Genomic DNA, 23593 nt, shown 5'->3' with positions numbered 1-23593 from the left:
ACAACGAGTATTTATTTTTGGTTTATTGTGAGCAGCAGAGTGAGCCCCTATGAAAACTAAGATCCCCGATGCCGTGCTGGCAGCTGAGGTTAGTCGCCGCGGTTTGGTAAAAACGACGGCGATAGGCGGACTGGCGGTGGCCAGTAGCGCGTTTACCCTGCCATTTACCCGTATTGCCAATGCCGCCGAAGCCATTAATCCCACGCAGCGCAATGAGAAAGTCATCTGGAGCGCGTGTACGGTAAACTGCGGTAGCCGCTGTCCACTGCGGATGCATGTGGTAGACGGTGAAATAAAGTATGTCGAAACCGACAACACTGGCGATGACAACTATGACGGTCTGCACCAGGTGCGAGCTTGTCTGCGTGGTCGCTCGATGCGTCGTCGCGTTTATAATCCCGATCGTCTGAAATACCCGATGAAACGCGTCGGCAAGCGTGGCGAAGGCAAATTTGAGCGCATCAGTTGGGATGAGGCGTACGAGATTATTGCCAGCAACATGCAGCGTCTGATTAAAGACTATGGTAACGAATCTATCTATCTGAACTACGGCACCGGTACGCTGGGTGGCACCCTGACGCGCTCCTGGCCGCCGGGTAAAACGCTGGTGGCACGTCTGATGAACTGCTGTGGTGGTTACCTGAATCACTACGGGGACTACTCTTCGGCACAAATCGCTGCCGGGTTGAACTACACCTACGGCGGCTGGGCCGACGGTAACAGCCCGTCCGACATTGAAAACAGCAAGCTGGTTGTTTTGTTTGGTAATAACCCTGGCGAAACCCGTATGAGCGGGGGCGGGGTAACCTATTACCTTGAACAGGCGCGCCAGAAATCCAATGCCCGGATGATTATTATCGATCCCCGCTATACCGATACCGGCGCGGGGCGTGAAGATGAATGGATCCCGATCCGTCCTGGTACAGATGCGGCGTTGGTTAATGGTCTGGCGTATGTCCTGATCACCGAAAACCTGGTGGACCAGGCGTTTCTCGACAAATACTGCGTGGGTTACGACGAGAAAACCTTGCCAGCTGACGCGCCGAAGAATGGCCACTATAAGGCGTATATTTTTGGGCAGGGGACTGACGGTGTTGCCAAGACCCCGGAATGGGCGGCACAGATTACCGGTATTCCCGCTGACCGTATCATCAAACTGGCGCGCGAAATTGGCAGCGCTAAACCGGCATACATCAGCCAGGGGTGGGGGCCGCAGCGTCATGCTAACGGTGAAATAGCGACCCGTGCTATTTCTATGCTGGCCATTCTGACCGGTAATGTTGGCATCAATGGCGGCAACAGCGGTGCGCGTGAAGGCTCTTACAGTCTGCCGTTTGAGCGTATGCCCACGCTGGAAAACCCTGTTGAAACCAGCATCTCAATGTTTATGTGGACGGACGCTATTGAGCGTGGTCCGGAGATGACGGCGCTGCGTGACGGCGTTCGCGGCAAAGATAAGCTTGATGTTCCGATTAAAATGATTTGGAACTATGCTGGTAACTGCTTGATTAACCAGCACTCTGATATTAACCGCACGCACGAAATCCTGCAGGATGACAAGAAGTGCGAGATGATCGTTGTCATCGACTGCCATATGACCTCCTCGGCGAAATATGCGGATATTTTGCTGCCAGACTGTACCGCTTCCGAACAGATGGACTTCGCGCTGGATGCGTCCTGCGGAAACATGTCCTATGTGATTTTCACCGATCAGGCGATCAAACCACGTTTCGAATGTAAGACTATCTACCAGATGACCAGCGAGCTGGCGAAACGCCTTGGCGTCGAGCAGCAGTTTACCGAAGGTCGTTCTCAGGAAGAGTGGATGCGTCATCTGTATGAGCAGTCGCGCAAAGCCATTCCTGAATTGCCTGGGTTTGAAGAGTTCCGTAAACAAGGCATCTTTAAGCAGCGAGATCCTGAAGGGCATCACGTGGCGTACAAAGCGTTCCGTGACGATCCCAAAGCCAATCCGCTCACCACGCCGTCGGGTAAGATCGAAATTTATTCGCAGCAGCTTGCCGAGATCGCGGCAACCTGGGAACTGCCGGAAGGGGATGTGATCGATCCATTGCCGATTTATACCCCTGGCTTTGAAAGCTTAGGTGATCCGCTAGTGGAGAAATTCCCGCTGCAACTGACCGGCTTCCACTACAAATCTCGCGTCCACTCGACCTATGGCAACGTAGATGTTCTGAAAGCATCCTGCCGCCAGGAAATGTGGATCAATCCGTTGGATGCGCAGCGACGTGGCATTAACAACGGCGACAAGGTACGCATCTTTAACGATCGTGGCGAGGTGCATATCGAAGCGAAAGTGACGCCGCGTATGATGCCCGGCGTGGTGGCATTAGGCGAAGGGGCCTGGTACGACCCGGACACGAAGCGTGTGGATCAGGGCGGCTGTATTAACGTCCTGACGACTCAGCGTCCTTCTCCTCTCGCGAAGGGGAATCCGTCACATACGAACCTTGTTCAGGTTGAAAAGGTGTAAGGAGTAACCGATGACAACCCAGTATGGATTTTTTATTGATTCCAGCCGTTGCACCGGTTGCAAAACCTGCGAACTGGCCTGCAAAGACTTCAAAAATTTAACCCCGGATGTCAGTTTTCGCCGCATTTACGAGTACGCGGGTGGCGACTGGCAAGAAGACAATGGTGTCTGGCACCAAAACGTTTTTGCCTATTACCTCTCTATTGCCTGTAACCACTGTGAAGACCCGGCCTGCACCAAGGTATGTCCGAGCGGCGCGATGCACAAACGTGAAGATGGCTTTGTCGTCGTGGATGAAGACGTGTGCATTGGTTGTCGGTATTGTCACATGGCCTGTCCTTACGGTGCGCCCCAGTACAATGCGGACAAAGGACATATGACCAAATGCGATGGCTGCCATGAGCGCGTCGCTGAAGGTAAGAAACCTATCTGCGTCGAGTCCTGCCCACTGCGTGCGTTGGATTTCGGTCCGATTGACGAACTGCGTAAAAAACACGGTACTCTGGCCGCTGTTGCGCCACTCCCGGGCGCGCACTTCACCAAACCGAGCATTGTCATCAAACCTAACGCCAATAGCCGCCCGACTGGGGATACCACGGGTTATCTGGCCAATCCGAAGGAGGTGTAAGATGGGAAGTGGATGGCATGAATGGCCGCTGATGATCTTTACGGTCTTCGGACAGTGTGTGGTTGGTGGCTTTATCGTTCTGGCATTGGCGTTAATGAAAGGGGACTTACGTCCTGAATCGCAGCAGCGGGTAATCGCCTGCATGTTCGGGCTGTGGGTACTGATGGGCATTGGCTTTATTGCTTCTATGCTTCACCTGGGCTCGCCGATGCGTGCCTTTAACTCGCTCAATCGCGTAGGCGCTTCTGCGCTGAGCAATGAAATCGCCAGCGGTTCAGTGTTCTTTGCCATTGGCGGCATCGGTTGGCTGCTGGCGATGTTGAAAAAAATGCCGCCCGCATTACGCAATCTGTGGTTAGTTGTCACCATGGTACTGGGCGTCATTTTTGTCTGGATGATGGTGCGTGTGTATAACACCATTGATACCGTGCCGACCTGGTACAGCGTCTGGACGCCGCTGGGTTTCTTCCTGACGCTGTTTATGGGCGGTCCGCTGCTGGGATATCTGCTATTGAGAATTGCCGGTATTGACGGTTGGGCGATGCGTCTGCTGCCAGCCATTTCAGTGCTTGCTCTGGTTGTGAGCGCCATTATGTCTGTAATGCAGGGGGCCGAACTGGCGACGATCCACAGTTCGATTCAACAGGCGTCTGCGCTGGTTCCGGATTATGGCTCGCTGATGGCCTGGCGGATCGTGGCACTGGCGTTAGCGCTGTGCTGCTGGATTGTACCGCAAGTCAAAGGTTACCAGCCCGCAATACCACTGCTTTCCGTCGCGTTTATTCTGCTGATAGTCGGCGAGCTGATTGGTCGTGGCGTGTTCTATGGCCTGCATATGACCGTCGGCATGGCGGTTGCAAGCTAATCCATAATATGCCGGATGGCGGCTCGCACCTTATCCGGCCTACAGAACCGTAGGCCTTAACGCTGCTTGTCATCCGGCATTATGTCACGCCAGGTTTTTCGCCCCGGTTTTTTACTTCTGTTTGGTTAACGTGTCGTAGCTGGTCATCAGATTGCGATAATCTGGAATGTGATTAGAGAACAACATCGCCAGACCTTCGATATCGTTACGCCAGTCTCGGTGCAGCTCACACGCGACGCCGAACCATGTCATCAATTGCGCACCAGCCTGCGACATCCGATCCCATGCTGAATGGCGGGTGATTTCGTTAAATGTACCCGAAGCATCCGTGACGACAAAGACGTCAAACCCTTCTTCTATCGCGGATAGCGCAGGGAAGGCGACGCAAACTTCCGTCACGACACCGGCGATAATCAGCTGCTTTTTGCCGGTCGCTTTTACTGCTTTCACGAAATCTTCGTTATCCCACGCGTTGATGTTTCCCGGGCGAGCAATATAGGGCGCATCGGGAAACTGAGCTTTCAGTTCCGGTACCAGCGGTCCGTTCGGCCCTGTTTCAAAACTGGTGGTCAGAATAGTCGGGAGCTTGAAGTACTTTGCCAAATCACCCAGGGCAAGCACGTTATTCTTGAATTTATCGGGATCGATATCCCGAACCAGAGAGAGCAAGCCAGCCTGATGATCGACCAGCAATACTGCCGCATTATCTTTATCAAGTCTTACGTAAGGTTTAGTCATGATATTTCTCCTGTTCGGCATCGGTGCGGGAAATTTGATGAGTTTAAGTCTGGAGAAAGAACGGTATCCGGACCGGAAGTATAAATAAGAACTTACTGTTCTATGTCGAAGACAATACCGCTCTGCATCTCGCATAGAGTTTAGTAAGAAATAAAAGTAAGGGGAGTCCATGAAATTTTTCGACTGAACGAAACGTGAGATTTTTGTTTTAGATCAATAAAAACAAGCAGATGTATTTTTCTGTTATTTATCCATTCACATTAAGAATCAGTAATACGAATCGATCGTCCAGAAAGCGCCTCAGCCCTCTGATTGCGCCGATTGACAATGTTTTTAGCAGTGGCATGATGCGCATGAAATTTGAGCTTCCTCACGGTTTTTATTCATGTCCATCTATACCCGTCCCGTCATGCTGCTGCTGTGCGGGCTGCTTCTGTTGACCCTGGCGATCGCCGTGTTAAACACGCTCGTCCCGCTTTGGCTCGCCCATGAAAATCTGCCAACCTGGCAGGTAGGTATGGTGAGTTCGTCCTACTTTACCGGTAATTTGGTAGGGACGTTGCTGACCGGGTATCTAATTAAACGCCTTGGTTTTAACCGCAGCTATTACATCGCCTCGTTTATTTTTGCCGCGGGCTGTGTTGGACTGGGGATTATGGTTGGATTCTGGAGCTGGATGACCTGGCGCTTCATTGCCGGCGTTGGCTGCGCCATGATTTGGGTGGTAGTGGAAAGTGCGCTGATGTGCAGTGGGACTTCGCGCAATCGCGGACGTTTGCTTGCCGCCTATATGATGATCTATTACGTGGGGACGTTTTTAGGGCAATTGCTGGTCAGTAAAGTATCAACAGAACTGATGAACGTGCTGCCGTGGGTGACGGGAACCATCCTGGCTGGGGTTCTGCCGCTGCTCTTTACGCGGATTGCCAATCAGCAGGGTAATGAACAGCACTCCACCCCTATTGTATCGATGCTGAAGCTGCGACAGGCGCGTCTGGGCGTTAATGGCTGCATTATTTCCGGGATTGTTCTGGGCTCTTTGTACGGCCTGATGCCGCTGTATCTGAACCATCAGGGAGTGAGCAATGCCAGCATTGGTTTCTGGATGGCAGTTTTGGTTAGCGCCGGTATTCTGGGGCAATGGCCGATTGGCCGCCTGGCGGACAAACTGGGACGCCTGCTGGTTTTACGCGTCCAGGTCTTTGTGGTTATCGTCGGGAGTATTGCTATGCTGAATCAGGCGGCGATGGCCCCCGCATTATTTATGTTGGGTGCGGCAGGTTTTACTCTCTATCCGGTCGCGATGGCATGGGCCTGTGAAAAGGTGGAACATCATCAACTGGTGGCCATGAATCAGGCTTTGCTATTAAGCTATACCGTTGGCAGTCTGCTTGGCCCGTCGTTTACCGCTATGCTGATGCAGAATTATTCAGATAGCTTGCTGTTTATCATGATTGCCAGCGTATCGTTTATTTATTTACTGATGCTGCTGCGCAAGACGGGCCACACGCCCAATTCTATCGCGCATATTTGACCTGTTTTAACAGAATACGAACAGGTTCCCATACATACTGTTTTTGTACGCTTTATGGGAACCTGCATTATTTAATCACACGCTTTTGCCCTGAAAATAAAGTGTGCAGAAGATTTTAGTTTTACATCCTGCCGTTTCCGCTCGCTCATTTTACCGCGCATAATCCCACGCCTGATTTATCGATACTCATAAAATTTCCTCGAAGGATCGCGTATGGCTGGTGTGCAGGAAAAACAATTGCGATGGTACAACATCGCCTTAATGTCATTTATTACCGTTTGGGGTTTTGGCAACGTCGTTAACAACTATGCTAATCAGGGATTGGTCGTTGTCTCCTCATGGATATTTATTTTTGCGCTCTATTTTATTCCTTATGCGCTGATCGTCGGACAGTTGGGTTCTACTTTTAAAGATGGGAAAGGCGGCGTCAGCACCTGGATAAAACACACGATGGGTCCAGGGCTTGCTTATCTCGCTGCCTGGACCTATTGGGTTGTACATATTCCTTATCTGGCTCAAAAGCCGCAGGCTATTCTGATTGCGCTGGGATGGGCGCTGAAGGGGGATGGATCACTAATAAAAGAATACACCGTCGTGGCGTTGCAGGGACTGACACTGGCGCTGTTTGTCTTTTTCATGTGGATTGCATCCCGCGGCATGAAATCACTGAAAATAGTTGGGTCAGTGGCGGGTATCGCCATGTTTGTGATGTCTATTTTGTATGTCGTGATGGCGGTAACCGCTCCAGCGATTACCGATGTGCATATAGCGACAACCAATATCACCTGGGAATCGTTTATCCCACATATCGATTTTACCTATATCACCACAATCTCCATGCTGGTCTTTGCCGTCGGTGGCGCGGAGAAAATTTCGCCTTACGTTAATCAGACGCGTAATCCGGGTAAAGAATTTCCGAAAGGGATGCTCGTCCTGGCTGTTATGGTGGCAGTGTGTGCGATCCTCGGGTCGTTGGCCATGGGAATGATGTTTGACTCCCGGCATATCCCAGACGATCTTATGACCAATGGTCAGTATTACGCATTCCAGAAATTGGGCGAGTATTATGGTATGGGTAATTCGCTGATGGTTATTTATGCGATCGCCAACACGCTGGGACAGATTGCGGCATTAGTATTTTCTATTGATGCACCGCTTAAAGTTCTGCTGGGCGATGCTGACCGTAAATATATTCCGGAAAGTCTGTGTAAAACCAATGCCTCCGGCACACCGGTAAATGGTTATATTCTGACGCTGGTGCTGGTGGCAATTTTGATTATGTTGCCCACGCTGGGAATTGGCGACATGAACAATCTGTACAAATGGCTGCTAAATCTTAACTCCGTTGTGATGCCATTGCGTTATTTATGGGTGTTTGTGGCGTTTATCGCTGTTATCCGTCTGGCGCAGAAATATAAGCCGGAATATGTCTTTATCCGCAACCGCTCACTGGCGATGATGGTGGGGATCTGGTGCTTCGCTTTTACCGCTTTCGCTTGTCTGACCGGGATTTTCCCAAAAATGGAAGCCTTTACCCCTGAGTGGACATTCCAGCTCACGCTGAATATCGTGACGCCGTTTGTGCTGGTAGGATTGGGGCTGATTTTCCCGCTTCTGGCGCGCAGGAAACAGTAATGCGTTAACTCACTTCAAGAATAGAGAGAAGCTGCGCCAGGCTGGTGGTATGGGATAACTGGTGTAAGCGCTCCGCTTCATCCAGCCAGCACACCAACTGTTGGATCATTTCGATATGTTGAGTGCTGTTGGCTGCGGCCAGAACAATGATTAACCGCACATCCGGGTATCCGGGAAACAGGACTGCTTCTTTCAGGCTCAATAGCGACAGATGTGTTTTACTGCCAATCACGCCTTCATCCGGTCGAGCATGAGGCAGGGCAAATTCTGGACTTAATATATACCATGGGCCATGTTTTTCTGTTTCATGGATGATTGCCTGAGTATAACTATGTGTAATTACGCCTTGCACTTCGAGAGGGTGACAGGCCAACTGCACGGCTTCCTGCCAGGTGCCGCATTGTTCGCGAAACTGACAGGCTGAAAATAGCGTAGATAGCATCGTTTTATCCCCATTGTAGTTGGCAGACCGTGTAACGGTCTGCCAACCAGATTATTTGAGTGCTTCACAGATTGCAGAGGCTGAAATTCCGTATTTCTCTTTCAGTTGCCGGCTGTTGCCCGATTCGGTGAATGTGTCCTGCGTACCAAGCCGACACAATCGTGAGTTGATTCCTTCTTCAGCCAGCACTTCAGCAATCTGGCCACCCAGTCCGCCGTTAATCGTATGATTTTCAATCGTGACGATACGTGGGCAATTGGCAATGAGGTGCAGGAAACGCTGACGATTGAACGGTTTTAACGTTGCCACATGAATCAGTTTGCCCCTTTTCCCCTGCGCACTGAGCTGGGCGTAACCCGTACTCGCTTGTTCAAGAACTGTTCCTTCATAAACAATGGCGAAGTCGTTACCTGAACTCTCCACGGCCTCGATATCGGATACTCGGGGGACGACTGATTTATCGCGTACGGGCATCGGTTCCCGGGCAACACGAATGTAGACAGGGCCGGGGATGTTTACTGCCTGCTCAAATGCAGCCTCAACTTCTTCGGCATCTGCCGGAGTCAGAATCGTGATTCCTGGCAATACACGAGTCAGGGCTAGATCTTCCAGCGCATGGTGCGAAGCGCCATCCGGGCCGTCATCCATACCTGGATGGCTACCGACCAGCTTAATGTTGGCCTTTGCGTAACAAGCCTGACGAAGCTGTGTCCATGCTGTACCAGTCACGAACATCGCGAAGTTAACGTAAAAAGGAATGTTACCTTCCAATGCCTGACCTGTGGCGAAACTCATCGCGGAGCCTTCGGCAATTCCCATTTCAAAGAATGCTTCAGGCCAGATCTTCTGAAACTGATCGGTGCGGGTGGAGCTCGCCAAATCGCTGTCGATAACGACAACTGGATAGCCTTTCTCCCTCAAAGCGAGCAGGGCATTACCAATCTCATCGCGTGGTGCTCTCATGACTGTAATTCCTCCATAGCTTGCTGGTATTGTTCCGCACTGGGTGTTTTAGAATGCCAGTCGCCGTTATTTTCCATATAGCTCACGCCGCTGCCTTTGGTGGTGCGGGCGATAATAGCTACCGGCTTGCCTTTCAGATAACGAGATAGCTGCAAAGTGTCGGCAACCTGGCACATGTTGTTACCATCCTGTAGCTCAAGTACGTGCCAGCCAAAATTACGGATTTTGTCGGCCAGTGGCTCGAGATTGATGACGTCATTGACCGGATCGTGTGAGGAAAAACCGTTGTAGTCGATGATGGCGACCAGATTGTCCATCCGCATATGAGCGGCCTGTTGCAGTGACTCCCATATTTGGCCTTCGTGCATCTCACCATCGCCGATGATTGCGAAAACGCGGTTGGGATCCCCCGCGCGATTTTTGGCAGCAGCCATCCCCAAGGCAATTGACAGACCCTGGCCAAGCAGTCCAGTCGTTGCATCCACATCGGGAAGTGATTTCACGCTCGGATGTCCCTGCAGACGCGAGTTAATCTGACGAAAGGTGCTAAATTCGCTGCGGGATATTTTCCCCAATTGATACAGCATGGCGTACTGTGCCGCGACGGCGTGGCCTTTACTCATCACCACACGGGCACGAGGTATTTCATTCAGACGAACTTCTTCATGATAAATCCAGGTCAGAATATCAATAATGGAGAGTGCGCCGCCGGGATGACCAATACCGGATTCGTAAATAATGGTGACAATATCGCGGCGAGCAGCTCGCGCATGAGATTTCAATTCATCAATATTCATGTTTACTCCTTATCAGGGCAGCATTTTGCCGATGTAATACACCACCAGACCAAGCGCGACGAAATCGGTTTCCGGGAAGCTGGTACCGGAAAGTCCTACCGACTCCATAATCGGGTAGATAAGTGCGGGACCAATGCCGATGAGAATGCCTGTAATAAAGCTTCCCACCACTGCGCCTTTCCAGCCTCCTGAAGCGTTGCCAAAGACGGCAGCCGTTGCCCCAATGAAGAAATAGGGGATCGCGACGGGGATGATTACCGTCTGACCAATCAGCGCAAGTATCCCCATCACCACCAGTCCGCCGACGAACGAAGAGATAAAACCAAGTACGGTAGCAGTTGGTGCGTAAGGGAATACAACCGGGCAGTCGAGCGCCGGTTTGGCATTAGGAATGAATTTTTCCGAGATCCCGAGAAATGCCGGAACGATCTCTGAAAGCAGTAAGCGAACACCGGTAATAATGATGTAAAGCGAGGCAGTAAAGGTCAGTGACTGAAAAAGCGGGTAGACCAACCAGTGCATGCCACCTGCTACCGCGGTAACCGCTGTTTTCCCTGCTGCCAGTGCGGCGATGTAATAGAAAATACTGACCGAAATAGAGACTGAGACAATGTAGTCTTTAAAAATCCCCAGCCATCCGGGGAGATTCAGTTTCTCCGTCGACTCTTTGGGATCGCCGACCTTCGAGCCAATCCAGCCTGAGGCCGCATAAGCCAGTGTGACGTAATGACCCATGGCGATTTCATCATTGCCGGTGATCTTACGCATCCACGGTTGGGCAATGGCCGGGTAGATGCAGGCAGCAAGGCCTAACAATACAGAACCAACCATAATCGTAACGCCATCGCTGTAACCGAGCGCTTTCAGCGTGACGGTGAGCAATGCCGAGAGATACAGATTATGTTGGCCGGTCAAAAAAATGTATTTAAACGGTGTAATACGAGCAAAAAGTAAGTTCCAGCCAAAGCCGATAACCATGATGAGGGATACGCACATGGCAAATTTGGTTTGGGCCAGGCCGGTTAGCGCTTCCGCCAACGGCATCACTCCTTTGAGTCCAAATCCATCGCTAAACAATGTCTGGAAATTACCCAGAGATGTCACCGCCAGCCCCGCGCCACCCGCAAAGACCAGAAATCCAACGATGGTTTTGAAGGTGCCAGATAATACTTTTTCAATCGGCTTGCGTTGAATGAGCAGACCGATTAATGCAATAAATCCAACTAAAAGTGGGGTTACACCCAAAATGTCGAATACAATAAACCTGAGGAGATCCATATTGCCTCCGGGAGAGGTTAGTTGCCCTGAATTACGCTGGTGAGCGCAGTTTCCATTTCTTCGCTATTCATCAAGTCGGTTATACCGATGGCTCTGAATCCAGCAGCTTCGATTTCATCGGTGAGGTCGCGCATGGTGATAACAAAATCAATCCCTTGCCAGGTGGCAAGACCGGACAATACGTCATGTTCGAGTTCAATATCCCAGCCATGCTTGTCGATGATTTTTTGCGCTTTGATTTTGAGCATTAAGGAACTGCCCATACCGGTACGACAGACAATGAGACCTTTCATTTATTTTTCTCCTGTTTTGTAAAAATAATTATTTTCATTGCTATTGTTGTGAAAAAAATTATTATCTTAACGTGGGCAGAAAGATGTGACTGTGTTTGCATTTTGAGCAAAAAGGCGAAAAATGAGTCAGATTGACACTAACTTACTGATAAATATCAGAAATGAGGCTGGAGGGTTAAGCCCAATTCTGGAAAAAGTGGGCCGTTTTGTGACGGAGAACCCTGATTTTGTGATGAGACATACGATCACGGAGTTAGCGGATTCTATTGAAACCAGTGAAGGGAGTATTACCCGTTTTTGCCGCGCATTTGGTTTTAAAGGTTTTTCTGATTTCAGAACTGCGCTTGCGCTGGAGCAGGGAGCTGCGCGTCCTGAAGAGCAGGAAAATGATGAGGTCTCTGCCGTAGTGGCGAGCATTCGTGACAGCCATGCCATCATTAATACGCAAGAATTACAGGCTGCTGCGGCGTGGATCAACCAGGTTAATTCTGTCGCGATATACGCTGTTGGTACGGCGGTGCCCGTAGCGCTGTTCTTACAAATGAACCTGATTAAAATGGGTAAGGCGGCAAGTTTTGTCGATCGTTTTTACCTCACAACCTCATCCATGATGGTTGAACCGCAGAGCCAGGGAATCATTGTGGTGCACACTGAGCAGGCATCGGCTGATATGATGCAAGCGCTGGCGTTGGCGAAGCAGCATGGCGCGCGGATCCTTTCGCTGACCCGCGGCACCTTTGCGCCGCTTAGCCGTCTTTCGGACTGGAATCTACAGGCCGCCGTGGCCCTGAAAGGTGAGGGGGAGTATGGTTTTGCAGAAATCGCCGGTGCAATGATGGTGGCGGACAAATTACTCAATGCGCTGGAGGAGCAAGATGAGCGCTATGCGGAGTGCCGTAAAGCGCATCAGAAGAGCATTTTCTCAATTGAAAGCGTGGCGAATAAGCTCTCGGAATATTTTATGTCCTGAACCGTTTACTCAAGCGGCGCCAGATTTTTGGGGACGACATACTGTTTTCCATTATAAAGCAGGGTCCAGCTCGCCTTGCTGGACTTATCTTTTGAGGTACACTCAGCATTAGCCTGAAGATTGGCGTTGGATGCTACACTTTTCTCGCTTACACGAATATCAACGTATCCATTATGCGAGTCAGGCGTAAGTGAGAGGGTACGAGTAATATCGTTGAATGTTCCTTCACAGTTCCCGTCCCATTCCCCGGTACTGTTTTCAAGGACGATACCGTTTAATATCGTTCGTAGTTGGTGATTTTCAATAACAAACAGCGATAGCACATCTTGACTAAATGGATTTACACGGGAACTGCCGGTGCGGGCTATCCGCAAGCCAAATGCGGTTTGGTTAGTGGCGACTTTCCAGCGAGCGGTATCCAGTATCAGACCGGAAATTCGAATTGCGTCGTCATTCATCCTTTCGGGCAGGCGTAATCGTTGTTTAACGTCGAGACTCGCGGAGTCCAGTACCAAAAGTTCCAGATCGCCAGTATGATCGTAATCGTTATCCTGTTGTGCCATCAGCGGAATCGCCGCCAATGTCAGTTCCGGATGAGCGGGCCAGACGCGGCAAATTACGCTTTGCGCTGAGTTGCCCGTGATATCGATAACCTGATTGCTTTTGGTGAGCATCTTACCTTCCGCTGCTGGTTTTGCATCCGGCCACGCATGCTGCACAATGGTGTTGATATCACAGGTGCTGGCGGCATTCGTACTCTGAGCGAACAGCAAAAAAAATGCTGAAACAATTACTCTCATCGTGAAATCCTTTAGTGGCCTGAGAGGTAGAAGCGGGCAGCAACCAACTCACTGTCGGTTAAATCAATGAGTATTGGTAAAGAAAGCGACTGTTTCTTCGGTGGTGTCATCGTTATACAGATAACGAATCTTCGGTCCGGAATCTGACCGGACCGAAGCTGTATGGAATATAAAGAGCAGTGCGAATATTCCGTATCGCAAAAATCTATCCATGATTTACTTCCTTAATGCATAAACATTAATACATCACTTTATGACCATACTGCTCGAGAATGCCTTTTACGCGCTCCATGGTCTCTTTCTTCGGCGGCTTCACGCCATCGAGTTTGTACTCTTCGCCCATCGCTACCCATTTGTGTTTGCCCAGCTCGTGATAAGGCAGCAGCTCGATTTTTTCAACGTTGCCCATATCGCGGGTAAACTCGCCCAGACGGTGTGCGGAGTCGTCATCGTCAGACCAGCCTGGTACTACCACGTAACGGATCCACACCTTGATGTCTTTGTTCGACAGGTAACGAGCAAATTCCAGCGTGCGATGGTTAGACACGCCGACCAGATTCTGGTGGATTTCGTCGTTCATCTGTTTGAGATCGAGCATCACCAGGTCGGTGACTTCCAGCAGTTCATCAATGACCGGATCGTAGCGGCGAACAAAACCGTTGGTGTCCAGGCAGGTGTGAATGCCTTCTTTTTTACAGGCGCGGAACCAGTCACGTACGAACTCAGCCTGCAGGATGGCTTCGCCGCCGGACGCCGTCACGCCACCACCGGAGGCGTTCATAAAGTGGCGATAAGTCACCACCTCTTTCATTAATTCGTCGACAGTGACTTCTTTACCGCCGTGCGTATCCCATGTGTCACGGTTATGGCAATAGAGGCAGCGCATCAGGCAGCCCTGGAAGAAGGTAATAAAACGGATGCCCGGGCCGTCTACAGTGCCACAGGATTCAAAGGAGTGAATGCGACCAATAACTGACATTGCGGTGTTTCTCCAGATGTGGCCCATCCGGGGCCTGTGTTAGTGCACAGTTATTAACTGTGTCGAGTCTGTTTTGGCTGCTATCCATAAGTATAGATAGCAGCCAAAGCAGGCTATTAAAAAGGCCCCACTTACGTGGAGCCTTTATTGTACGCTTTTTAAAGTACGATTTCAGTCAAAACCAATTACATGGTCTGAGTGAAAGTACGAGTAATAACGTCCTGCTGCTGTTCTTTAGTCAGGGAGTTAAAACGTACTGCGTAGCCAGAAACGCGGATGGTCAGCTGCGGATATTTTTCCGGATGTTCCATCGCATCCAGCAGCATTTCACGGTTCATGACATTCACGTTCAGGTGCTGACCACCTTCGATGGACGCTTCGTGGTGGAAGTAACCATCCATCAGACCTGCCAGGTTAGTCTTACGAACTTCGTCGTCTTTACCCAGTGCGTTCGGAACGATAGAGAAGGTATAAGAGATACCATCTTTAGCGTAAGCAAACGGCAGTTTAGCAACGGAAGTCAGAGAGGCAACAGCACCTTTCTGGTCACGACCGTGCATTGGGTTAGCACCCGGTCCGAACGGCGCGCCAGCACGACGACCGTCTGGGGTGTTACCCGTTTTCTTACCATAAACCACGTTAGAGGTGATGGTCAGAACAGACTGAGTCGGGATAGCGTTACGGTAAGTAGTCAGTTTCTGAATTTTCTTCATGAAACGTTCTACCAGGTCAACCGCCATGTCATCTACACGAGAGTCGTTGTTACCAAACTGCGGGTATTCGCCTTCGATTTCGAAGTCGATAGCCAGACCGTCTTCGTCACGAATCGGTTTAACTTTCGCATATTTGATTGCAGACAGGGAGTCAGCAGCAACGGACAGACCAGCGATACCACACGCCATGGTGCGGATAACGTCACGGTCGTGCAGCGCCATCAGAGAGGCTTCGTAGCTGTACTTGTCGTGCATGTAGTGGATAACGTTCAGCGCAGTGACGTACTGTTTAGCCAGCCAGTCCATGAAGTGATCCATACGGTCCATTACTTCATCGAAGTTCAGAACGTCGCCTTTGATCGGTTCAGATTTAGGACCAACCTGCATTTTCAGTTTTTCATCAACGCCGCCGTTGATTGCGTACAGCATGGTTTTCGCCAGGTTTGCACGCGCACCGAAGAACTGCATTTGTTTACCAACAACCATCGGGCTTACGCAGCAAGCGATAGCGTAATCGTCGTTGTTGAAGTCCGGACGCATCAGGTCATCGTTCTCGTACTGCAGAGAAGAGGTGTCGATGGACACTTTAGCGGCGAATTTCTTGAAGTTCAGAGGCAGTTTTTCAGACCACAGAACGGTGATGTTCGGCTCCGGAGAAGGACCCATGGTGTACAGGGTGTTCAGGAAGCGGAAGCTGTTTTTGGTAACCAGAGTACGGCCATCAACGCCCATACCACCGATAGATTCAGTTGCCCAAATCGGGTCACCGGAGAACAGTTCATCATATTCAGGAGTACGCAGGAAACGAACCATACGCAGTTTCATGACCAGGTGGTCAATCATTTCCTGAGCGTCTTGCTCGGTGATTTTGCCTGCTTTGATATCACGTTCGATGTAAGCATCCAGGAAGGTGGATACGCGACCGAAGGACATTGCTGCGCCGTTCTGAGATTTAACCGCGGCCAGGTAGCCGAAGTAAGTCCACTGGATAGCTTCCTGAGCGTTGGTAGCCGGACCAGAGATATCGCAGCCATATTTCGCTGCCATTTCTTTGATCTGACCCAGCGCGCGGTGCTGTTCAGCGATTTCTTCACGCAGACGGATAGTCGCTTCCAGGTTTACGCCGTTTTCCAGGTCAGACTGCAGGGAAACAAACTGTGCGTATTTGTCTTTCATCAGGAAGTCGATACCGTACAGCGCAACGCGACGGTAGTCACCGATGATACGGCCACGGCCATACGCATCTGGCAGACCAGTCAGAACACCGGATTTACGGCAGTTCAGAATGTCTTTGGTATAAACATCGAATACGCCCTGGTTGTGGGTTTTACGGTATTCGGTGAAGATTTTTTTCAGCATCGGGTCCAGTTCGCGATTGTACGCTTTGCAGGAACCTTCAACCATTTTGATGCCGCCGAACGGAATGATCGCACGTTTCAGCGGAGCTTCAGTCTGCAGACCAACAATTTTCTCCAGCGCTTTGTTGATGTAGCCAGCGTCGTGAGAAGTGATGGTAGAAGCAACGGAGGTGTCAAAGTCAACAGGCGCGTGAGTGCGGTTTTCCTGTTTAACGCCTTCCATTACGCTGTCCCACAGCTTGGTGGTCGCGTCAGTAGCGCCAGCCAGGAAGGACTCGTCACCCTCATACGGAGTGTAGTTTTTCTGAATGAAGTCACGTACGTTTACTTCATTCTGCCAGTCACCTTTGGTAAAACCTTCCCAGGCTGTGGCTAACTTTTCATTAAGCTCGGACATGTAACACCTACCTTCTTAAGTGGATTTTTTATTTACTGCGTGTAATGAGCATCAACAGATTAATGATGATCGTTACCACGCAGGTAAATGACCCAGTATGTCAACCCGACCAACAAACCGCCGCCGATAATATTACCGATCGTAACCGGAATCAGGTTATCGGTGATGAAATTCATCACGGTCAGGTGAGAAAAATTCTCCGGAGAAGAACCGACAGCGGTCCAGAATTCCGGGGTGGCGAAATCGCGTATTACAATACCCATAGGGATCATAAACATGTTTGCGATACTGTGCTCAAAACCGCTGGCAACAAACATTGCGACCGGTAATACCATGATAAACGCTTTGTCCATCAGGCTGCGACCTGAGTAGCTCATCCATACGGCCAGACACACCATCAGGTTAGCCAGAATACCGAGGCTTACCGCCTCAACAAAAGTATGATGCACTTTGTGGTCGGCTGTTTGCAGGACGTTGAGTCCCCACGCGCCGTTGGCGGTCATATACTCGCCGGAAAGCCACATAAGTAACACGAAGATCAGGGCGCCAATCAGGTTGCCGACATAAACGTTAAGCCAGTTTTTAGCCAACTGTCCCCAGGTAATACGACCACTGGCTTTAGCAACAACAATCAGTACGGTTGAGGTGAAGAGGTCTGCACCGCAGATAACACAAAGAATCAACCCCAGGGAAAAGCAGATACCACCTATTAATTTTGCCATGCCGAAGGGCATAGTACCGGTACCGGTAGTGGCGGTGATATAGAAAACAAAGGCAATTGAAATGAATACACCGGCAGTAATTGCCAGATAGAACGTCTTAAGCGGATGTTTCGTTGCTTTATAGACGCCTGCTTCTTCGGCAACTTTGGCCATTGCAGCAGGAAGTAAAAGATCAAAAGGGTTGTCAGCTTTCACACTAACTCTCTCTTTATTAAGTCGGCGACGAGATACTAACAAAGCATTATAGATGAGAATTTGATATAGATCATATCTCGCCTGGCTTATAGGCCCGCAAGACGCATGGTTTTTATGCGATTACGGAGTAACTTGTTGATTATCAAAATAAAAATAAATTTTAAAAATTATAAAGTGAGTTGAATTTTTTCTTTCAGCCTCCTGTTGGATGGTTAATTAATATGGAGTAATTGAGATAAAAAGCCACATTAATAAGCTAATTTTTTTAATATCAACTACTAATATTTAACCTTGCTTTTACATTTATTTTTTGATTTGACCAAAATAAAAAACAGGGCGCTTAAAGCGCCCCGTAATATAGCCCAGACAATACATTTAGCCTACTTAACGCAGGCTGTTTGGCACTATTTTGACCAGTGCGCTGCTTTCGCGCGCTGCAGTTTTTCATAGGCTTTCAGCAGAGACTGATGCGCCGGGAACGCGTGCAGATCGCTGTCTACTGGCTGAAGACCATAAAATGCGGCTTCACCACTCAATGCCGCACTTGCCGCTTCAACCGCATCGGCGCCGTACATGCGGACAAACGCGTTCAGATATTGCAGCGGCTGACGCTCCTCTTCCTGCGACAATAGCAGCAGCGTTTGCAGGCAACGGTAGTAGTTTGCACGTTCAGCGCTAAACACGGAGGCGTTGAATTCCATCGTCCATTCTGTCCATACCAGCGCTTGCTCCAGGTCACCACCGGCCAGCGCCAGCATCACTTTAAGCTCGCCAATGCGCAGGGTGTACCAACCGTTATCCGCACCGGTCGCCAGACCAAGCAGTTCGCGTACGCGGGTGAAGTCGTCAAAACCTTCTTCATCCAGTTGCTCGAGCAGATTGAGATAGTCTTCTTTATCCCACTCACTGCCAGGCAGAGAGAGGATTGTTTCGCGCAGATGGGCACCCATTGCGTTGTTGGCTAACCACAGATCTTCAGCCGGATAGATGTCAGACATGCCCGGAACGATAATGCGGCAGGCGTATACCCCCAGATGTTCGTAGTCGGCGATATACACTTCTTTATCTTCTGCGTTGAAGATGGCCATCAGGGTGGCGAACTCTTCTTCCGTAGTGCCGGAGAAATTCCAGTCAACGAACGGATAATCAGCATCCTGCTTGAACAGATCCCAGGAGATCAGACCGCTGGAATCAATGAAGTGGGTTTCAAGGTTAGTGTGTTCAGCCACTTCTTCATCGTCGAAGGTCGGCGGGGTGAAGACATCAAGATCTTTCAGGCCACGACCCTGCAGCAGTTCGGTAACGGTACGCTCCAGCGCAACACCGAAATCCGGGTGCGCGCCGAAGGACGCAAAGCAGGTACCGTTGGCCGGGTTGAACAGGACAACGCAAATCACCGGGTACTTGCCGCCCAGCGAGCCATCGTAGGCGAAAATCGGGAAACCTTCCGCTTCCAGTTTGGCGATAGACTCCACTACCGCCGGGTAGCGCGCCATCACCTCGGCCGGGATTTCCGGCAGACTAATGCTTTCCGCGATAATGCGGTTCTTCACATAACGTTCAAAGACTTCAGACAGGCCCTGAACGCGCGCTTCATTAGGCGTGTTACCCGCAGACATGCCGTTAGAAACGTACAGGTTGCCGATAATATTCATCGGAATATAGACGGTCTGGTTATCAGATTGACGGGTAAACGGCAGGCCGCAGACGCCACGATCTTCATTACCGGATTGCAGATCGATAAGCATGCTTCCGGTCAATTCGTTCTCTGGATCGTAAAACGCGCGCAGACGCGCATCCAGCAGACCTTCCGGCACGTCGTCGTCTTCCGTCAGCGGGAACCATTTTTCGTTCGGATAATGCACGAACGGGCCGTTGGCGATGGTTTCGCCGAGCCAGAAATCTGCAAAGAAGTAGTTCGTAGACAGACGCTCAAAATATTCACCCAGCGCGGAGGCCAGCGCCGCTTTTTTCGTCGCACCTTTACCGTTGGTAAAGCACAGCGCGCATTCTTTGTCGCGAATATGCACAGACCAAACGTTAGGCACAGGGTTCAACCAGGAGGCTTCTTCAATCTGAAAACCAAGGTCGAGTAATTTTTGCTGGAAGCGAGCGATGGAGTCTTCCAGAGCGGCATCTTTGCCGGGAATAAATGTTTGCGTCATGAAAATCACTTTTGTCGTACGGAAAGCGCGCAATGATACGGGTTTTCAATGAACGGCGCTATCGCCGCCGGAGCCCAGGCGTAAATAAAACTATTGGCTATGCTTTCACACAGTCAACAATGTTAAGAGCACAAAATGAAAGCATTCGATTTACAGCGTATGGCACTGGATAAGGTGCCAATGGAGTTTCTTGGTGAGGTTGCGCTGCGCAGTCTCTATACCTTTATATTGGTTTTTCTGTTTTTAAAGCTTACAGGGCGGCGTGGCGTACGGCAGATGTCGCTTTTTGAAGTGCTGATTATTCTTACGCTGGGCTCTGCGGCGGGCGATGTTGCATTTTATGACGATGTGCCGATGATTCCGGTGCTGGTGGTTTTTATTACCCTGGCGCTGCTTTATCGTATTGTCATGTGGCTGATGTCACACAGCGAAAAGCTGGAAGATCTACTGGAAGGCAAGCCAGTGGTCATCATTGAAGACGGTGAATTGTCATGGTCAAAGCTTAATCGCGCCAATATGACGGAATTCGAATTCTTTATGGAGCTGCGTTTGAACGGCGTAGAGCAACTGGGGCAGGTGAAACTCGCTATTCTGGAGACGAATGGGCAGATCAGCGTTTACTTCTTTGCCGATGAAGACGTAAAACCGGGACTCAGTATCCTGCCTAAACATTGTACACAGCGATTTAAGGTGGTGCCTGAAACAGGCGACTATGCATGTGTACGGTGTAGTGAAGTGGTGCAAATGAGCGCGGGGGATCATCAATTATGTCCGCGCTGCGCAAATCCAGAATGGTCGAAGGCCAGTCGGGCAAAACGGGTCACCTGACAGCGAAAATATCGGTTTTTGTCCGTCAATCCGATAGATTCTGTTGTGTGATCGATGACTCATTTTTACCCCAGCCAGTTTTACCCATTGCGGCGCGTGTCACTGAATGATAAAACCGATATCCACAGGAATAACTTATACCCAATGTCTGTCGCAGGATTATCGTCAATGACAGGATGTTGATTGGATAACAACACAACGTGGTGAGGGGAAATGGCTCAGGTCTTCAATTTTAGTTCAGGTCCGGCAATGCTACCGGCGGAAGTACTTAAACTGGCTCAACAGGATCTTCGCGACTGGAACGGTCTTGGCACGTCGGTCATGGAAATTAGCCACCGGGGCAAAGAGTTTATCCAGGTGGCAGAGGAAGCAGAGCAGGATTTTCGCGATCTTCTCAGCATCCCCTCCAACTATAAAGTGTTGTTCTGTCATGGCGGTGGCCGTGGACAATTCGCCGGTATCCCGTTAAATATTCTCGGTGATAAAACGACGGCGGATTACGTCGATGCCGGTTACTGGGCCGCCAGTGCAATTAAAGAAGCGAAAAAGTACTGCACGCCAAACGTTATCGATGCCAAAGTCACCGTTGACGGTCTGCGCGCTGTTAAGCCAATGAGCGAATGGCAGCTTTCTGACAACGCCGCCTATCTGCACTATTGCCCGAATGAAACCATCGATGGCATTGCGATTGATGAAACGCCGAACTTTGCCAGCAATGTGGTCGTCACGGCGGATCTCTCTTCTACCATCCTCTCCGCGCCGCTTGATGTTAACCGCTATGGCGTAATCTATGCCGGGGCGCAGAAAAACATTGGTCCTGCGGGACTGACGATTGTCATTGTACGAGAAGATCTGCTGGGTAAAGCGCATGTTTCATGCCCGTCAATCCTCGACTACACCGTGCTGAATGACAACGACTCCATGTTCAACACGCCGCCAACCTTTGCCTGGTATCTGTCTGGTCTGGTCTTTAAGTGGCTGAAAGAGCAGGGCGGTGTTAATGCGATGAATAAAATTAACCAGCAAAAAGCAGAGCTGTTGTATGGCGTGATCGACAACAGCGACTTCTATCGTAACGATGTCGCGAAGTCGAACCGTTCACGTATGAACGTCCCGTTCCAACTGGCTGACAGCGCCCTGGATAAACTCTTCCTGGAGGAGTCTTTCGCTGCGGGGCTGCATGCACTGAAAGGCCATCGTGTGGTCGGCGGTATGCGTGCGTCTATCTATAATGCGATGCCGCTTGAAGGCGTAAAAGCACTGACCGATTTCATGGTCGATTTCGAACGCCGCCGCGGTTAATCTGCTGTACTTTTCATCCCCACAGCCCGCCTGTGGGGTTTTTATATCTGTTTTGAGAGTTGAGTTTCATGGAATCCCTGACGTTACAACCCATTGCGCGGGTGGATGGCACCATCAATCTGCCTGGATCCAAAAGTGTTTCTAACCGCGCTTTGCTGCTGGCCGCATTAGCAAATGGCACCACTGTTCTGACCAACCTGCTGGACAGCGACGATGTCCGTCATATGCTCAATGCACTGAATGCGTTAGGGATTAGCTATACCCTTTCCGCCGATCGCACCCGCTGCGAGATTATCGGCAACGGTGGCGCATTACATGCCGAAGGGGCAGTGGAACTGTTTCTTGGCAATGCCGGAACCGCTATGCGTCCACTGGCCGCGGCGCTGTGTCTGGGCAGTAATGACATCGTGTTGACGGGCGAACCGCGCATGAAGGAGCGTCCGATTGGCCATCTGGTTGATGCGTTGCGCCAGGGGGGGGCCAGCATTGAGTACCTGGAGCAGGAAAACTATCCTCCGCTTCGTCTGCGCGGTGGTTTTAGCGGCGGTCAGGTTGAGGTGGACGGCAGCGTATCCAGCCAGTTCCTCACTGCGTTACTGATGACTGCACCGCTGGCGCCGCAGGATACAACGATCGCCATTAAAGGCGAGCTGGTATCCAAACCTTATATTGATATCACCCTGAATCTGATGAAGACGTTTGGTGTTGAAATTGAGAATCAGAACTATCAGCGCTTTGTTGTGCAGGGGCAGCAGCAGTATCAGTCACCGGGTGCCTATCTGGTTGAGGGCGATGCTTCTTCTGCTTCATACTTCCTCGCGGCGGGCGCCATTAAAGGTGGTACAGTAAAAGTCACTGGCATTGGCCGCAACAGTATGCAGGGCGATATTCGCTTCGCTGATGTACTGGAAAAAATGGGCGCGACCATTACCTGGGGCGATGACTTTATTGCCTGTACTCACGGTGAACTGAACGCTGTGGATATGGATATGAACCATATTCCCGACGCGGCGATGACTATTGCCACGACCGCGCTGTTTGCTAAAGGCACCACAACCCTACGCAACATCTACAACTGGCGCGTCAAAGAGACCGACCGTCTGTTTGCGATGGCGACGGAATTACGCAAAGTGGGCGCGGAAGTTGAAGAGGGGCGTGACTTCATCCGCATCACACCACCAGCGACGCTGCAGTTTGCGGAAATCGCAACCTATAACGATCACCGTATGGCGATGTGTTTCTCGCTGGTGGCGCTGTCTGACACCCCTGTGACCATTCTTGACCCCAAATGTACCGCCAAAACCTTCCCGGATTATTTCGAACAACTGGCGCGTATTAGCACGCCGGCCTGATTTTATTGCCGCACTATCAGGTGCGGCACATTCTGTCATCCCTGATTGTCTATTTCTTCTACACTCAGCTTCAATGATTCTGCATTTTTCACACAAAGATAACGATCGTTGCCGTTGGCGCGTATAATGCGCGGCGTTCACGTTA

The 23593-nt window shown here is 50.5% G+C and carries 20 protein-coding genes; 9 read left to right on the top strand and 11 right to left on the bottom strand.

Going from position 1 to position 23593, the window contains the following annotated elements; genetic code table 11:
• Window positions 1-49 precede the first annotated feature (49 nt).
• The 3 genes from dmsA to FDX11_RS06220 are packed head-to-tail and all read left to right on the top strand — an operon-like array spanning window position 50 to window position 3987.
• On the top strand, window positions 50-2494 hold the full coding sequence (gene dmsA, locus FDX11_RS06230; RefSeq protein ID WP_137397638.1) for a dimethylsulfoxide reductase subunit A: 2445 nt from the start codon (window positions 50-52) through the stop codon (window positions 2492-2494).
• Window positions 2495-2504: 10 nt separating this feature from the next.
• Entirely contained in the window at window positions 2505-3122 is a 618-nt protein-coding gene (locus FDX11_RS06225; RefSeq protein ID WP_137397637.1) for a DMSO/selenate family reductase complex B subunit, read from the top strand.
• 1 nt (window position 3123) lies between these two features.
• Window positions 3124-3987, top strand: a complete 864-nt coding sequence (locus FDX11_RS06220; protein WP_042309484.1) for a dimethyl sulfoxide reductase anchor subunit family protein — start codon at window positions 3124-3126, stop codon at window positions 3985-3987.
• 111 nt (window positions 3988-4098) lie between these two features.
• On the opposite strand, the gene ycaC is transcribed toward FDX11_RS06220, so the two are convergent.
• Window positions 4099-4725 (bottom strand): isochorismate family cysteine hydrolase YcaC, encoded by a 627-nt coding sequence (gene ycaC / locus FDX11_RS06215; protein ID WP_137397636.1) that lies wholly within the window; start codon window positions 4723-4725, stop codon window positions 4099-4101.
• A gap of 385 nt (window positions 4726-5110) precedes the next feature.
• On the opposite strand from ycaC, the gene FDX11_RS06210 reads away from it, so the two are divergent.
• Window positions 5111-6259, top strand: coding sequence for an MFS transporter (locus FDX11_RS06210; protein WP_042309480.1), 1149 nt, complete (start codon window positions 5111-5113; stop codon window positions 6257-6259).
• Window positions 6260-6472: 213 nt separating this feature from the next.
• Complete coding sequence (locus FDX11_RS06205) at window positions 6473-7894, top strand: amino acid permease (RefSeq protein WP_137397635.1); 1422 nt, start codon at window positions 6473-6475, stop codon at window positions 7892-7894.
• A gap of 4 nt (window positions 7895-7898) precedes the next feature.
• On the opposite strand, the gene FDX11_RS06200 is transcribed toward FDX11_RS06205, so the two are convergent.
• The 5 genes from FDX11_RS06200 to FDX11_RS06180 are packed head-to-tail and all read right to left on the bottom strand — an operon-like array spanning window position 7899 to window position 11667.
• Entirely contained in the window at window positions 7899-8336 is a 438-nt protein-coding gene (locus tag FDX11_RS06200; RefSeq protein ID WP_061381869.1) for a PTS sugar transporter subunit IIA, read from the bottom strand.
• 51 nt (window positions 8337-8387) lie between these two features.
• On the bottom strand, window positions 8388-9299 hold the full coding sequence (locus FDX11_RS06195) for a transketolase family protein (RefSeq protein WP_042309472.1): 912 nt from the start codon (window positions 9297-9299) through the stop codon (window positions 8388-8390).
• Window positions 9296-10096 (bottom strand): transketolase, encoded by an 801-nt coding sequence (locus FDX11_RS06190; RefSeq protein ID WP_061381868.1) that lies wholly within the window; start codon window positions 10094-10096, stop codon window positions 9296-9298. Before FDX11_RS06190 ends, FDX11_RS06195 begins: the two co-directional genes overlap by 4 nt.
• 12 nt (window positions 10097-10108) lie before the next feature.
• Window positions 10109-11374, bottom strand: coding sequence for a PTS ascorbate transporter subunit IIC (locus FDX11_RS06185; protein ID WP_042309469.1), 1266 nt, complete (start codon window positions 11372-11374; stop codon window positions 10109-10111).
• Window positions 11375-11391: 17 nt separating this feature from the next.
• Window positions 11392-11667, bottom strand: a complete 276-nt coding sequence (locus FDX11_RS06180; protein WP_042309466.1) for a PTS sugar transporter subunit IIB — start codon at window positions 11665-11667, stop codon at window positions 11392-11394.
• 121 nt (window positions 11668-11788) lie between these two features.
• Here FDX11_RS06180 and FDX11_RS06175 point away from each other — a divergent pair, with 121 nt between their 5' ends.
• Window positions 11789-12637: a MurR/RpiR family transcriptional regulator gene (locus FDX11_RS06175; protein WP_042309464.1), complete on the top strand. Its 849-nt coding sequence runs from the start codon at window positions 11789-11791 to the stop codon at window positions 12635-12637.
• Between the two features lie 5 nt (window positions 12638-12642).
• Here FDX11_RS06175 and FDX11_RS06170 read toward each other — a convergent pair whose 3' ends face one another.
• The 5 genes from FDX11_RS06170 to ycaO all read right to left on the bottom strand — a co-directional run bounded on the left by FDX11_RS06170 (window position 12643) and on the right by ycaO (window position 19966).
• On the bottom strand, window positions 12643-13437 hold the full coding sequence (locus FDX11_RS06170) for a hypothetical protein (protein ID WP_061381867.1): 795 nt from the start codon (window positions 13435-13437) through the stop codon (window positions 12643-12645).
• 238 nt (window positions 13438-13675) lie between these two features.
• Window positions 13676-14416, bottom strand: coding sequence for a pyruvate formate lyase 1-activating protein (gene pflA, locus FDX11_RS06165; protein WP_003035751.1), 741 nt, complete (start codon window positions 14414-14416; stop codon window positions 13676-13678).
• Window positions 14417-14601: 185 nt separating this feature from the next.
• Window positions 14602-16884, bottom strand: a complete 2283-nt coding sequence (gene pflB / locus FDX11_RS06160; RefSeq protein ID WP_006685273.1) for a formate C-acetyltransferase — start codon at window positions 16882-16884, stop codon at window positions 14602-14604.
• Between the two features lie 59 nt (window positions 16885-16943).
• Window positions 16944-17801 carry a formate transporter FocA gene (focA, locus tag FDX11_RS06155; protein ID WP_032939923.1) on the bottom strand — a complete coding sequence of 286 codons (858 nt, stop codon included), beginning with the start codon at window positions 17799-17801 and terminating at the stop codon, window positions 16944-16946.
• Window positions 17802-18205: 404 nt separating this feature from the next.
• Window positions 18206-19966, bottom strand: coding sequence for a 30S ribosomal protein S12 methylthiotransferase accessory factor YcaO (gene ycaO / locus FDX11_RS06150; RefSeq protein WP_042310147.1), 1761 nt, complete (start codon window positions 19964-19966; stop codon window positions 18206-18208).
• A gap of 135 nt (window positions 19967-20101) precedes the next feature.
• Between ycaO and FDX11_RS06145 the strand changes: the two genes are divergently transcribed.
• From FDX11_RS06145 to aroA, 3 genes are all read left to right on the top strand, one after another.
• Window positions 20102-20794 carry a DUF421 domain-containing protein gene (locus FDX11_RS06145; RefSeq protein WP_042309456.1) on the top strand — a complete coding sequence of 231 codons (693 nt, stop codon included), beginning with the start codon at window positions 20102-20104 and terminating at the stop codon, window positions 20792-20794.
• Between the two features lie 213 nt (window positions 20795-21007).
• Complete coding sequence (gene serC, locus FDX11_RS06140; RefSeq protein ID WP_042309454.1) at window positions 21008-22096, top strand: 3-phosphoserine/phosphohydroxythreonine transaminase; 1089 nt, start codon at window positions 21008-21010, stop codon at window positions 22094-22096.
• Window positions 22097-22164: 68 nt separating this feature from the next.
• Complete coding sequence (gene aroA / locus FDX11_RS06135; protein WP_137397634.1) at window positions 22165-23448, top strand: 3-phosphoshikimate 1-carboxyvinyltransferase; 1284 nt, start codon at window positions 22165-22167, stop codon at window positions 23446-23448.
• Window positions 23449-23593 lie beyond the last annotated feature (145 nt).

Source organism: Citrobacter sp. wls714 (assembly GCF_005281025.1).
Classification (GTDB): Bacteria; Pseudomonadota; Gammaproteobacteria; order Enterobacterales; family Enterobacteriaceae; genus Citrobacter; species Citrobacter werkmanii.
This window is presented reverse-complemented; position numbering and strand designations above follow the sequence as displayed.